Source organism: Nocardiopsis alkaliphila YIM 80379, from assembly GCF_000341005.1.
Classification (GTDB): domain Bacteria; phylum Actinomycetota; class Actinomycetes; order Streptosporangiales; family Streptosporangiaceae; genus Nocardiopsis; species Nocardiopsis alkaliphila.
On sequence record NZ_ANBD01000058.1, the window covers coordinates 1 to 13738 of the forward strand.

At 68.5% G+C, this 13738-nt stretch carries 10 protein-coding genes; 7 read left to right on the forward strand and 3 right to left on the reverse strand.

What is annotated here, in order from left to right:
• Positions 1-667: 667 nt before the first annotated feature.
• Entirely contained in the window at positions 668-1513 is an 846-nt protein-coding gene (locus D472_RS0109505) for an alpha/beta hydrolase family protein (RefSeq protein ID WP_449406497.1), read from the reverse strand.
• A 388-nt stretch (positions 1514-1901) separates the two neighbouring features.
• Here D472_RS0109505 and D472_RS0109510 point away from each other — a divergent pair, with 388 nt between their 5' ends.
• Complete coding sequence (locus D472_RS0109510) at positions 1902-2318, forward strand: ChaB family protein (protein ID WP_017604250.1); 417 nt, start codon at positions 1902-1904, stop codon at positions 2316-2318.
• A gap of 82 nt (positions 2319-2400) precedes the next feature.
• Here the strand turns inward: D472_RS0109510 and D472_RS0109515 are convergent, their stop codons facing one another.
• Entirely contained in the window at positions 2401-3255 is an 855-nt protein-coding gene (locus D472_RS0109515; RefSeq protein ID WP_017604251.1) for an SDR family oxidoreductase, read from the reverse strand.
• Positions 3256-3430: 175 nt separating this feature from the next.
• On the opposite strand from D472_RS0109515, the gene D472_RS0109520 reads away from it, so the two are divergent.
• Positions 3431-4408, forward strand: a complete 978-nt coding sequence (locus D472_RS0109520; RefSeq protein ID WP_017604252.1) for a TIGR03557 family F420-dependent LLM class oxidoreductase — start codon at positions 3431-3433, stop codon at positions 4406-4408.
• Between the two features lie 74 nt (positions 4409-4482).
• Here the strand turns inward: D472_RS0109520 and D472_RS0109525 are convergent, their stop codons facing one another.
• Complete coding sequence (locus D472_RS0109525) at positions 4483-5865, reverse strand: cytochrome P450 family protein (RefSeq protein WP_017604253.1); 1383 nt, start codon at positions 5863-5865, stop codon at positions 4483-4485.
• A 418-nt stretch (positions 5866-6283) separates the two neighbouring features.
• On the opposite strand from D472_RS0109525, the gene D472_RS0109530 reads away from it, so the two are divergent.
• Genes D472_RS0109530 through D472_RS0109550 form a run of 5 tightly spaced genes read left to right on the forward strand, consistent with a single transcriptional unit; the run spans position 6284 to position 13665 of the window.
• Complete coding sequence (locus tag D472_RS0109530) at positions 6284-7531, forward strand: SWIM zinc finger family protein (RefSeq protein WP_026117535.1); 1248 nt, start codon at positions 6284-6286, stop codon at positions 7529-7531.
• Positions 7528-9051 (forward strand): DUF5691 domain-containing protein, encoded by a 1524-nt coding sequence (locus D472_RS0109535; protein WP_017604255.1) that lies wholly within the window; start codon positions 7528-7530, stop codon positions 9049-9051. The genes D472_RS0109530 and D472_RS0109535 overlap by 4 nt, the downstream gene beginning before the upstream one ends.
• A complete protein-coding gene (locus tag D472_RS0109540; RefSeq protein ID WP_017604256.1) occupies positions 9048-10154 on the forward strand; it encodes an ATP-binding protein in 1107 nt (368 codons plus the stop codon). Before D472_RS0109535 ends, D472_RS0109540 begins: the two co-directional genes overlap by 4 nt.
• A complete protein-coding gene (locus D472_RS0109545; RefSeq protein ID WP_017604257.1) occupies positions 10154-12496 on the forward strand; it encodes a DUF5682 family protein in 2343 nt (780 codons plus the stop codon). The genes D472_RS0109540 and D472_RS0109545 overlap by 1 nt, the downstream gene beginning before the upstream one ends.
• The gene (locus D472_RS0109550; protein WP_017604258.1) at positions 12493-13665 is read left to right on the forward strand and encodes a VWA domain-containing protein; all 1173 of its coding nucleotides are present in this window, start codon (positions 12493-12495) and stop codon (positions 13663-13665) included. Before D472_RS0109545 ends, D472_RS0109550 begins: the two co-directional genes overlap by 4 nt.
• Positions 13666-13738 lie beyond the last annotated feature (73 nt).

The window sequence follows — 13738 nt, forward strand, 5'->3', positions numbered from 1 at the left end:
TTTGACATAGAAGCGTCATCGCGGAAGAGGGCGGAAGAAAAGACGCCGGGGGTGTCAGGGCCCAGGCCCAGGCCGATATCGGAGCCGGCCACGGCGGGGACGTGCCCGGCCACCCATCCCTACCTGGTCCGGGCTTGTCGTTGCTCTGCCGACGCCCACGGGGACGCGCCCACCGATTCCCACCAGACGGACGGGCAGGCATCCGGCCGCCCAGCGGCCGGACGGGGCCCGAAGGGGCCGGGCCAAGCCCAGAGGCCGGAAAGGGCCAGCCGAAGGCCGGCCCCGAAGGGCCCTGCCCCCCGACCACACCTTCCCCGTTTCCCGATAGCCGCCAACCCGCCGCCCGCACCGCATGAGTCAAGGCCACCAGCCCAGCGACCACAGCAACTCAACATCGCCTTGACGCGTGCGGGGCGGGCGGCCACCATCACGCGGCCGGGAAAGGGGGAAAACCCACCCCAAACCCGCCCGACAACCCCAACCCCCATCCCACCCAACGCGCCCCGACCCCACCTCCAGCCCCCTCGAACCCCACCCGAGGTGAGCGCACCCTCCTGTGTGGTCACGACTCAGGACAGGGCGTGGCCCGAGCGTGTACGGGCACGCCGAACGGCGGCCCGGAGGGGGTTTCCTCCGGGCCGCCGAGCGGGCCTTCGTTACGCGGGGATCAGCCGCCGTGCGGGCAGGAGTCCCGGTAGTCGGAGAAGTCGGTGCCGAAGCCGGTCCTGGGCGGCGGGCACAGGAACTGCTCGTAGCGTTCATCCTCGTCCACGAAGCGCTTCAGCCAGGAGATGCTGTACTTGGCGATGGTGGTGTTGGAGACGTTGGGCGCGAAGTGGCTCGCACCGCGCAGTTCCAGGTAGGCCCGGTCCAGCGAGCTGGGCAGACTCTCGTACATCGGAATGGAGTGCAAGCGGACCGACGCGGTCACGTCGTTCTCCGCACCGATGATCAGCGTGGGGGTCTGCAGGTTGGACCACCTCTTGCTGGTGTGCCACGGGGTGAGCGGGATCGCCGCACGGAGTTCGGGGCGAGCGTCGGCCGCGGCGAGCGTGCCGCCACCGCCCATGGAGTGGCCCATGACGGCCAGACGGTCGCCGTCCACACGGTCGGTGACGCTGCTGTCCTCTACCAGGTAGTCGAGCGCCGCCTCGATCTGACGGCCACGGCTGTTCGGCTGGTCGTAACGGGTGTTGGTGTCGATGGTGAACACCACGAAGCCCTGGGAGGCGATGCGGTGTCCGTACCAGGACATGGACGACTGGCTCGCCGTGTAACCGGGGGCGATGACCACACCACCGAAGGTGCCTTCACTGGTGTCGGTCGGGTAGTAGATCGTTCCGCCGCCGAAGCCACGAGCCCTCAGTGACGAGACGCTGGTGGTGTCCGTATCGAAGTGCCCACGGATCGCGGTGACACTGCGCTCGGTCGGGTCCGGACCGCGCTCGTAGGGGCTGGAGGCCTGGGCGGGGGCGACGGTGGCGCCCGCGCCGAACAGGGCCAGACCCACCACCAGGGCGGATTTCACGGCGACCGCGGACACCCAGGAGCGAGCCCGGGATCCAGAGCGGGTCCGCTCAGCGGGGATGGGGGACGGGGGAGAGTCGGTTCGCACGTCTTTTCCCTTTCTCGTGCAGCGGGAATCCGCGTTCCTTGGGGAGGTCGCGGATCGGGGGTTTCCCGGGAAAAGGACTTTCGGGGAAATCGGCCTTCCCTTTGTCACTCTTCGGGACGTGGGTTCGACTATGAGGTCGAATGTGTGAACGCGCATCCGTTGAACCACCAGTGTCCGCGTATGCCCAGTTGAATGGCTTTGTCGTGTTTCCAAAGGTCGAGCTTCGGGCATGGCGGAACACGACAGGGACCACCCGGCGGAGAGCTCATCAACGGGGGTGAGGACGATGCCAGGATCAAGCGAGCTTCCGGACACGCTGCGTCGGTCGCCGAAAAAGGCCCAGCGCACCTGGATCAAGGCGCATGACAGCGCCGTCGACCAGTACGGGGAGGGGGAACGCGCCCACCGGGTCGCCTTCTCCGCGCTCAAGCACGAGTTCGAGAAGGTCGGTGACCATTGGGAGGCCAAGGAGTCCAAGGGCCCCTCGGACGCTCAGGCGAAGAACCCGAGCGCCGGCCGTCGACCGGGGCCGGAGCGGCCCACGGCCGGTGGGGTCGACGCCAACGCCAGCAAGGAGCACCTCTACAAGCGTGCCCAACAACTGGACATTCCCGGACGTTCGCGGATGAACAAGGATGAATTGGTGGATGCGCTGAAGAAGGAGAGCCGGACCCGGACCTCACGGGCCCGGAGCTCCCACTGAGCTCGTCCGACAAGGTAAAGGGCGGCGCACGACTCTCTCCGTGCGCCGCCCTTTACCGTGCGTGCGTCCACCGGTGTGGGCGTCAGCTGCCCTGGATCTCGCCCCCGGTCGGAGTGAGGACCTCGCCCGTGTAGTAGGACGAGAGTCGGTCGCTCGCGAAGAACACGTACGAGGGTGCGATCTCGTCCGGGTCGGCGGCTCGCCCCATGGGCGCCTGCTTCCCGAACCCTTCCGCGCCCTTCTCCCCGAGTGTGGAAGGGATCAGCGGAGTCCACACCGGCCCCGGGGCCACACAGTTGACCCTGATGTCGCGCCCTCTCAACGCCTGGGACAGTGACAAGGACAGGTTCATGACGGCCGACTTGCTCGCGGCGTAGTCGGTCATGGTGTCGTTGCCCCGCAGGCCATTGATGGACCCCGTGATGATGATCGAGCCCCCGTTCGGCATGTGCGGGAGTGCCTCACGAACGGTCCAGAACACTCCCATCACGTTGACGTCGAAGGTCCGCCGCAACTGTTCGGTGGTCAGGTCGGTGAATTCCTCGACCGGTCGCTGCGTGGCGGCGTGCTCCACCAGGACGTCGATACCGCCGAGCCGTTCGACGGCTCGCTCCACCAGATGAACGCAGTCCGCCTCCTTGGCCAGGTCGCCTCGGACCCCCAGGCCTTGGCGGCCCTCGGCCTGGATCAGGTCCGCCGTGTGCTGGGCCTCGGCGTCCTCGCTCAGATAGCCGAACACCACGTCGGCCCCCTCCTTGGCGAAGGCCACGGCCACGGCGCGACCGATTCCGGAGTCACCCCCGGTGATCAAGGCTCTGCGCCCCTGGAGCAGGCCCCTCCCCTCGTAGTCGCGCATCTCGTCGCGAGGCTGTGGGTCCATGGGCTCGGTTCGCCCGGGGTGCGGCTGACTCTGTGCCGGCGGTCGTGTGTCGTTCATGTCGCCTCCTCTCCATTGGGCGCCCTGCCCGATCGATGGGGGGAGCACACACGCGGACGATCTCCCCGGACCGATCCTTTGCCGTGGCGGAGCATTCCATGCCGGGTGTGTTTTTCTCTCGCCGGCGTTTCCGTATACGCGGCCTCGGTCAGGGCAGCACGTGGAGGAGGTACTCATGCGAGTCGGCTACAAGCTCTTCGCCGAGGGCTACGGGCCTCGGGAAATCGTGGAACAGGCGGTACGCGCCGAGCAGGTGGGTTTCGACTTCGTCGAGATCAGCGACCACTTCCACCCCTGGCTGTTCAGTCACCAGCATTCCGGGTTCGTGTGGTCCATGCTGGCCGCCATCGCCGAGCGGACCGAACGGATCGAGATCGTCACCGGTGTGACCTGCCCGTTTTTGCGGATCCATCCGGCGATCATCGCGCAGGCGGCCGCGACCACGGCGTTGCTCTGCGGTGAACGTTTCACCCTGGGGGTCGGGGCGGGGGAACGTCTCAACGAACACGTGGTGGGGCGTGGCTGGCCCAACGTGACCACACGCCACGAGATGTTGCGTGAAGCGATCGAGATCATGCGTCTGCTGTGGTCCGGTGGCTACCACTCCTACAAGGGCGAACACCTGGTTCTGGAGGACGCCCGGGTGTTCGACCTTCCCGAGCGGCCACCGAAGGTGGTGGTGGCCGCCGGCGGGGAGAAATCGGCCCGCTTCGCCGCCCGGTACGGTGATGGGCTCTTTGGGACCGAACCCAGCACCACGCTCACCGAGACCTATCGTGCTCAGGGCGCCAACGGTCCTTGTTACGGGGAGGTGCCCTTGGCCTGGGCGGCCGACGACGGCACGGCGCTGGAATCGGCGCGGGAGATGTTCCGTTTCGCCCTCACCGGTTGGAAGGTCCAGTCGGAGCTGCCCAACCCGGTGAACTTCGAGGCGGCGACCGCCCTGTTCAGCCGGGACGCCATGGCCGACGTGTTCGGCTACGGCCCTGATCCGGGGCGTCACCTGGAGGTGGTCCGTCAGTTCGTCTCGGCCGGCTTCGACCACTTGGCCCTCATCAACGCCGGCCCCGATCCGGAGGGTTTCTTCACCTTCTTCGAGAACGAGCTGGCCGATCCCATTCGCAACATGACGCCGGTGCCCGAGGCCCCTTGAGAGGCTTTTCGCCGGTCCCGCTATCGCTGTCGGCATCATCCGGCCCGGCGGCCCCACCTCCTGGCGGGGCCGCCTCACCGATGCAGCCCGCGCCACCAGCTGAGCAGGCGCCCGAGCAGGTCCTCGGGGGGTTCTTCCTCCTCCGCCAGGGCCGGGACCTGTTCCATCTGCCTTTCCTGTGGGGGAAGCGGGTCGTGGGTACGGCCAGGTCGGAAGGCGACCGGTAGTTCCCGCAGCCCTCGCAGGAACGGTGAACTCACCAGTCGAAGCTCCTCCGGTGGCACGGCCAGGCGTAGGCCGCTGAGCCGCTCTTGGAGCACGCTCACCCCGGTCGACGCGATCAAACGACCCAGTGAACGGGCGGGGCAACTGTGCGGTCCCGCCCCGAACACCAGGTGGGCGCGGCGTCCGCTGGCCAGCCCGGTGTCGGGGTCGGAATGCCCCCGCACGGCCGGGTCACGGTGTGCCGCGTCGATCCCCACGAACAGGGCGTCCCCGGTACGGATCCGTGCGCCACCGATCCGCATGTCCTGGAGAGCGATCCGGCCGGCCAAGACCTGGAAGGGCGTGTCGGTCCACATGACGTGATCGAGAAGGTCTTGAGTGGACAGGAGCGCGTCGGTGTGGGTGGAGCGAATGCGGTCGTCGGTGAGCAACGTGCGCATGGTGTTGCCGATGAGGTGGGTAGTGGGTATGTGGCCGGCGCTGATGATGAGGGCGGCCGTGTAGGCGACCTCGCTCGGGCTCAGTTCCGAGGAATGCCTGAGCATCCAGGTGGCCAGATCGTGGCCGGGGTTCTCCGCTTTGCGTGCGACCAGACCGGCGAAGTACTGCTGCATGCGTTCGAGCGCTTCCTCGGCGCGCGCGGCGTTCTCCCCGAAGACGGTCGCGGTGAGGTCCCCGAGCATGTGACCGTAACCGTCGGGCAGGCCGAAGAGGCGGTTGATCACCAGGACCGGAAGCGGGCCGGCGAACTCGGCGACCAGATCGGTTTCGCCCCGGGTCACGAACGTGTCGACCAGTTCGTCGGCGATCCCACGCACGGTCCGGGCCATGGCGGTCATGTCGATCCTGGCCACGCCGTCCATGATGGGTGCGCGCAGCCGGGCGTGTTCCTCACCGTCGGCGAACAGCGCGCTGGGCAGCCAGGACATCATCGGGAGGGTCTTGGCCAGATCGACACGTCCCTCCACGGCCTCCCGCCAGCGCCGGGTGTCTCGGGAGAACAGGTGCGTCTGTTGGAGGGCGGTGAGATTCTCCTGGTAGTCGAGCAGGAGCCAGGCGCGGACCCCGGGTTCGAGTTCGACCGGGGCGATGGGGCCGTGCCGTTCACGGAGCCGTCCCCACAGGTCGTCCCGCCCTCTGGGCGTGGTCCCGTACAGGCGGACGACGTCGTCCGGGTGGTCTTGGTCGGGAGGGGAGACGGTGTTCTCCCCGTCGGATCGGATCGTGGTCATCAGGGGCGCGGACTACCGGGAATGAGGGTTCACGGGCCGCTTCCCTCCCTTCGAGAAGACGTGATGCTGCCGTGGTGATGTGAAGGGGAGGCGGGCCCTGCGGGAAAGGGGAAGTGCTCGGGGATGGGTCACCGCGGTTGTGGCATTCTAGTTCCGATCCCGATCTTTTTTCAACAGCACGATATTCTTTCGCCCTTTTGATAATGGAAAGGGGGAAAGAATATTCGGTTGGGTGATTCCGCCGTTTTCGGCTCGCTGAGCCGCTCCGGTGGTGGGTACGAGCGCCCCCCCGGGAGCCCCGGAGGCCCTCGGATTGTCACCGGTGCTCCCTAGTGTTCTCTTTGTGAGCGATCGATGGAGTACCGACGAAGTCTGGGCTCTGGCGCCTGACCCCTCTTCCCGTAAGGCCGCCTTGAAGGTGGCCAAGATCGGTTCCTGGCCCGAGCGCGGCACGATCCCCGCCGAGGGCGGCGGCGACTCCGCCGTCTGGGGTGAGTGCAAGGGGAGTGGAGCCAAGCCATACCTGGCCGCCGTACACCTGGACGGAGGTCGAGGGCCTGCCTATAAGTGCAGCTGTCCCAGCCGCAAGATCCCCTGTAAGCACGTCTTGGCGCTGCTCGTCCTGTGGGCTCAGGACTCGGTCTCCGAACGCGAGGACCGGCCGGAATGGGTCACCAAGTGGCTCTTTGGGCGCCAGGCCCGCGCCGAACGCGCCGCCACCGGTGCCCCCGCCGCCGTCGACCCGGAAAAGGCCGCGGCCACCCTGCGAGCCAGGGAGGAGTCGGTGGGCAGGGGGGTCGAGGAACTACGGGTGTGGCTCCACGATCAGGTCGACGCCGGTCTGGCCGAAGTGCCCCGACTGGGCTACGAACACTGGGACCGGATGGCCAAACGCCTGGTGGACGCCAAGGCCGCCGGAGCGGCCACCCTGGTCACCCAGCTGCCCCAACGGGGCGGCGACGACCACTGGCCCGACCTCCTCCTGGAGCGCCTCGCCATGCTCCACCTACTGGTCGACGGCTATCTCGCCAGGGACGAGGTCGACGAGCGGACCCGCGCCGTGCTGCGTTCCCGGGTCGGTATCAGCATCCGATCGGAGGAGGTCCTCGCCTCCGGTGAACGGGTCCGTGATACCTGGCGGGTCCTGGGTCATCGGGACGGTCTCACCCCCGACGGCATGCGCGTGCGCAGGACGTGGCTGCGCGGAATCGACACCGGACGCCCGGCCCTGTCCCTGACCTACGCCCAACCCTCCCAGACTCCACAGAGCCCGTTCCGCTCCGGAACCGAGGTCGAGGGGGAGCTCGCCTTCCACCCCGACGGACGAAGGGCGGTCCGGGCCGGACGAATGACCGAACGTCCCCTCTCCCGGCCGGCGGGCGAAACCATCGCCCAGGCCTTGGACACCTACGCCGAGGCCTTGGCCATCGACCCGTGGCTGGACACCTGGCCCGTGGTGCTGGCCGACGCCGTTCCCGCCCGTGATGGCGGCTGGTACCTGGCCGACCGCGATGGGGCCGCACTGCCCCTGGAGCCCGGTGACCTGTGGCGGCTGCTCGCGATTACCGGCGGCGGGCCCACCACCGTGATCGCCGAATGGTCTCCCAGGACCGGCCTGGCCCCCATGACGCTGTGGGACGACGAAGGAAAGGCCATCACCCTGTGACCCCCCACGAGCCCACCGACCGAGCCCCTCAATGGGAGCGGTTGGTGTCCACCGCCCTGGTCGGCACCGCCCGACGAACCATCACCACCCCTCCCGGTCTGCCCGAACGCACGGAGAGCGCCGCAGCGCTGCTCGACCTGGCCGCCTTGGACACGGTCCGGACCCGAGCCGGATACACCGAGCACACCGCGACCCCCATCGCCTCGGATGAGCCCGACCCTCGCCCCGAGGTCGGTGAGGCCGCCACCCACCGGCTCGACCTCGTCCTCGACCACCGGTCCGAACTCCTGCCCGAATGGCTGGGCCTGGTCGTGCGCAGTGGCCGCAGGGTGCCCCACAGCAGGCTCCCCGACCTGCTCGAACGTGCCGCTCGGGACAGTGTTCTACGACCCGCGGTGGCCGCGGCCACGGGGACACGGGCCACCTGGCTGGCCGGTTTCAACAAGGCGTGGGCCTTCGTGACCGCCGAACCCCTGCCGGGCGACGTCTTCGTCGACGAGGATTGGGAGAAGGGCACCTTCGGGCAGCGCCGTCGCGCCCTGTTCGCCCTGCGCGCCCAGAACCCCGCCAAGGCCCACGAACTACTGGCCAAGACCTGGCCGCACGAAAGAAAGGGTGAGGTTCGACGCGGGCTCTTGGACGCCCTCGAACCCCATTTGGAGGTCGAGGACGCGCCCCTGCTCGACACCGCCCTCGACGATCGCAACGCCAACGTTCGCGGCAGAGCCCTGGCACTGATCACCCGCCTGTCCGACAGCGCACACGCGCACCGGCTCCGTGCCCACCTGCGGGAACACCTGCGCGTCGCCCCCGACGCCCCACGGCCGATCGGTGTCGATTACCTGGACACCACCCGGGCCGACCTCCTGCGTGACCTCGCCCTGGCCACACCCGAGCAGGGGGTACGTCCGGACATCGAGCGCTGGGAACGCACCAAGGTCTTGGTGGTCCACGCTCCGTTGGACGTGTGGACCGACCGCTTCGACACCGACCCGGCGGGTGTCCTCGACCTGGTCGAGGACCACCCCGAGCTGCGTGACGCGCTCGTGGAATCCGTCTGCCTGCACCAGGACGCCGAGTGGGCGCGGGCCGTGCTCGACCACGCCGAGCTCGGGCTGCCCCACATGTTCCAGGCGAGCGTCCACAAGCTGAACCGGCCACGGATTCGGTCGCTCCTGGCCACGCTGCCCCCCGCCGAGCGGTGCGAGCGGATGCTCGCCGCCCTCGAACAGGTGAAGAAACACCGCACCCTGGGCCACGCGCTCATGGCCGCCGAGACCCCTTGGACCAGAGAACTCTCCGAGGCCGTCATCGGCAGGCTCCTGGACCCCCTCGACCTCACCGTGCCGGTGAACGTTCCGGACCACCGGGCCCTGGCCGAGGCCATCACCGCGTACATGCCCCCCGAACACCTCGACCTTCTTCCGGAGCAGCCGCCCTACGAGGAAGAGGCCCACACCTACCTCCGCCTACGCGACGCCCTCCGATTCCGCCTCGACATGCACAAGGAGCTTTCGTGACCACCTCCACCACCACCCCCGCCTCCAGCGCCCTGCGTCCTCACGCCGAGCAGACCTACGCCGCCGAACTCGACGCGCTGGCCAAGGTCGACGACCGCCGGCGTCCCCCGGGCTGGAACCTGTCCCCGTGGGCGGTCACGCGATACCTGCTCGGCACCACCCTCGACGACGGCACCGAGATCACCCCCAAGTACATCGGTTCGCGTCGGATCGTGGAGGTCGCCGTGGCCACCCTGGCCACCGACCGCGCCCTACTGCTCATCGGTGTCCCCGGCACGGCCAAGACCTGGCTGTCCGAACACCTGGCCGCCGCGATCGCCGGTGACTCCACCCTGCTGGTCCAGGGAACCGCCGGCACGTCCGAGGAAGCCGTCCGGTACGGATGGAACTACGCCCGCCTGCTGGCCGAGGGCCCCTCCGAGGCGGCGATGGTACCCAGTCCCGTCATGACCGCCATGGCACGCGGCTCCATCGGACGCATCGAGGAACTCACCCGTATGCCCTCCGACGTGCAGGACGGCCTCATCACCGTGCTATCGGAGAAGTCGCTGCCCGTGGCCGAACTCGGCATCGAGGTGCAGGCCCAGCGTGGTTTCAACATCATCGCCACCGCCAACGACCGCGACCGAGGCGTCAACGACCTGTCCAGTGCCCTGCGACGCCGATTCAACACCGTGGTGCTGCCGGTCCCGGACAGCGCCGAGGACGAGGTCCGCATCGTCACCCAGCGAGTGGAACAGCTAGGTCGAGCGCTGGAGCTGCCGGAGGTGCCCGCCGGGCTGACCGAGATCCAGCGCGTGGTCACCGTCTTCCGCGAATTGCGTTCCGGGGTCACCGAGGACAACACCACCAAGGTCAAGTCACCCAGTGGCACCCTGAGCACCGCCGAGGCGATCTCGGTGATCACCAACGGCATCGCCCTGGCCGCGCACTTCGGTGATGGGACGCTGCGCCCCGCCGACGTCGCCGCCGGCATCCAAGGCGCCGTCGTCCAGGACCGGGTAGCCGATGGGGTCGTGTGGCGCGAGTACCTGGAGACCGTCGCCCGCGAGCGCGAGGGTTGGAGCGACTTCTACAAGGCCTGCCGTGAGGTGGGAGCCTGATGGGACGTCCCCGATCAAACACCTCCGAAAAGGTGAGTGTCCTGGGCGTACGCCACCACGGCCCGGGCTCGGCCCGGGCCGTGCGGGCCGCCCTGGAGGAGATCGAACCCGACCTCGTGCTCATCGAGGGACCGCCCGAGGCCGACGCCCTGACCTCGTTGGTGGATGGCCTGGAGCCACCGGTGGCGTTGTTGGTGCATCTGGCCCAGACCCCCGAGGCGGGCTCGGTACGCTCCCGAGAAGGCTGGTCCTTCTGGCCGTTCGCGAGCTTTTCACCCGAGTGGGTCGCTCTACGGCACGCTCACGACAATGACGTCCCGGTGCGTTTTTGCGACCTGCCCGCCGCGCACACGCTCGCCGAACGCATCGCCCTCGCCGAGGCGGAGGAAAAGGCCACCGAGGAGGAACCGGCTCCGTCCGCCGCCGACCCCGAGGCCTCCTCGGGCGAGGAAGAAAAGAGATCCGGAGAACCCGGCACCGTCGACACACCCCGGGTTCGGATGGATCCGCTCGGAGTGCTCGCCGAGGCCGCCGGTTACGACGACGCCGAACGCTGGTGGGACGACGTCGTCGAACAACGCCTCGATGGTGAACCCTCGCCCTTCCCCGCGATCGCCGACGCCATGGCGGCCGTGCGCGCCGAGACCGGTCCCGAGACCGGTCGGGACGCACGTCGTGAGGCCTACATGCGCCAGACCCTGCGCGCCGCCCTCAAGCAGGGTCATGAGCGGATCGCGGTGGTCTGCGGGGCCTGGCACGCCCCCGCCCTACGTGACCTGTCCGACCATTCGATCAAGAACGACACCGCCCTGCTCAAAGGGTTGCCCAAGGTCAAGACCACCGCCACCTGGGTGCCGTGGACCCATGGGCGGCTCGCCAACGCCAGTGGCTATGGCGCGGGGGTGACCTCCCCGGGTTGGTACCACCACCTGTTCACCGCCCCGGACCTGCCGGTGCATCGATGGCTCACCGAAGCCGCCCGCCTGCTTCGGGAGGAGGGCCAACAGGTCTCGTCCTCGCACGTCATCGAAGGCGTGCGCTTGGCCGAAAGCCTCGCGGTCCTGCGCGGTCGTCCCCTCGCGGGGCTCGACGAGGTCGCCGAGGCGGTCACCGCCGTCCTCTGTGAAGGAGAACCGACCCGAGCGGCACTGATCCATGAACGCATGAAGATCGGGGAACGTCTCGGCTCGATTCCGCCGGACACCCCCATGGTGCCGTTGCAGCGTGACCTCATGGCCCTCCAGAAACGGTTGAGGCTCAAGCCCGAGGCGTTCGATCGTGACCTCGACCTGGATCTGCGCAAGGAGAGCCAGCGCGAACGTAGCGTGCTGTTGCACCGGCTCCGGCTGATCGGAATCGAGTGGGGGTCGCCGCGCATCCCTGATGGTGGTCAGCGGGGCACCTTCCGGGAGAGTTGGCGACTGCGCTGGGAACCCGACATGGACGTGGCCCTGATCGAGGCCGCGCCTTGGGGAACCACCGTGGCTTCCGCCGCGTCCGCCCGTGTCGCGGAACTGGCCGCCGAAGCCGAACTACCCACCCTCACCGCGCTCACCGAACAGTGCCTGTTCGCCGAGCTGGGTGAGGCGCTGCCCGCCGTGCTCGCCCGGCTCACCGACCGGGCCGCCACCGATGGTGACATCACCCACCTGATGTCGGCGCTGCCGCCGCTGGCGCGCTCCACCCGTTACGGCGACGTGCGCGGGACCGACAGCGGTCATCTGCGCACCGTCGCCCAACAGATCCTGGCCCGGGTGCGCGCGGGTCTGGCCCCGGCCGTGCGTGGGCTGGACGACGACGCTGCGGCCGAGTTCGTCAAGGCGATCGACCGCACGCACAACGCGGCCACCCTCCTGGACGACGACCTGCCGGCCTGGCTCGACAGCCTCGCCGACCTGGCCGTTCGGGACGGCGTTCCCGGGCGGATCGCCGGGAGGATCAACCGGCTTCTGTCCGACGCCGGTCGGGTGGAGGCTCCGGAGCTGCGCCGACGGCTCGGGCTGGTGATGTCGGCGGGCACCGATCCCACTCGCGCGGTCGCCTGGCTGGAGGGGTTCCTTCAGGGGAGCGGGTTGATCCTCGTACACGACGACCAGTTGCTCGACCTGATCGACACCTGGCTCCTGGCCCTGCCCGAAGAGCGGTTCGTCGCGATCCTGCCACTGCTGCGGCGTACCTTCGGGGCCTTCGACTCCGGTGAACGCAAGGAAATCGGGGCGGCGGTGACCCGCAAGGACGGTGCCCGGATCACCGAAGGCCGTGCGCGGCGTCCCGTGGACGACGTACGTGCGGCTCCCGCCGTCGCGGCCGTGCTGGGACTACTCGAAAGGAGCGGTGCGTGAGCGCCACGACCCCCACCGAACGGGCTCGCCGCTGGCGATTGGTCCTCGGCGAGAGATCGGGCCGTGTGTCCCTGGCCGAGCGTGATCAGGCGATGGACACGGCTCTGGGCGCGCTGTACAACCGTGGCGAGGGTGCCGCCAGAAGGGGTGGCGGCACCGGTGACCGTGGGGCCGACCTCAGTGGTTCGGCGCCCAGGGTGGCCCGCTGGCTGGGGGACATCCGCGAGTACTTTCCGTCCTCCATCGTGCGGGTGATGCAGTCCGACGCGATGGACCGGCTCGGTCTGCACCAGCTGTTGCTGGAACCAGAGATGATGGAGTCGGTGGAGCCGGACGTGCACCTGGTGGGGACGTTGCTCTCGCTCAATCGGGTGATGCCGGCCGAGGCGCGTGAGAGCGCGCGGGCGATCGTGCGCAAGGTCGTGGAGGACTTGGAGAAACGGGTCGCGCAGAAGACCCGTTCCCAGATCAAGGGCGCGATCGACCGGTCGACCAAGACACACCGACCGCGTCGAGTGGCCGACATCGACTGGAACGCCACCATCCGGCGCAACCTGGCGCACTACCTGCCCGAGCACGACACGGTGATTCCGCAGACCCTCATCGGCCATGGGCGACGGAGCCAGGGGGTGCGAAAGGACGTGGTGCTGGCCATCGACCAGAGTGGTTCGATGGCGTCCTCGGTGGTCTACGCGAGTGTGTTCGGAGCCGTGTTGGCTTCGATGCGCACGCTCAAGACCTCGCTGGTGGTGTTCGACACCGCCGTGGTGGACCTGACCGAACAGCTCACCGATCCGGTGGAGGTGTTGTTCGGAACCCAGCTCGGCGGCGGTACCAACATCAACAAGGCCATCGGCTACGGCCAGACCTTGATCGATAGGCCCCAGGATTCGATCTTCGTGCTGATCAGCGACCTGTACGAGGGTGGCGTGCGCGAGGAGATGTTGAAGAGGGTGGCGACGATGAAGGCCGCCGGGGTGCAGGTGGTGGTGCTGCTGGCGTTGTCCGACGAAGGCGCGCCGTTCTATCACCGTGGGAACGCCGCCGCCTTGGCCGATATGGGGGTCCCGGCCTTCGCCTGTAGTCCGGACGTGTTCCCGGAGTTGATGGCGGCGGCGATCCAGGATCAGCCCTTGGATGCCTGGGTCGACAAGCACCTCGATGAATAGGTGAATCGGGTGGGGCCGACCCGGACGGCCCCACCCGCCGTCCGGGGCGCGATCGGACACGGCGTCGCTCACC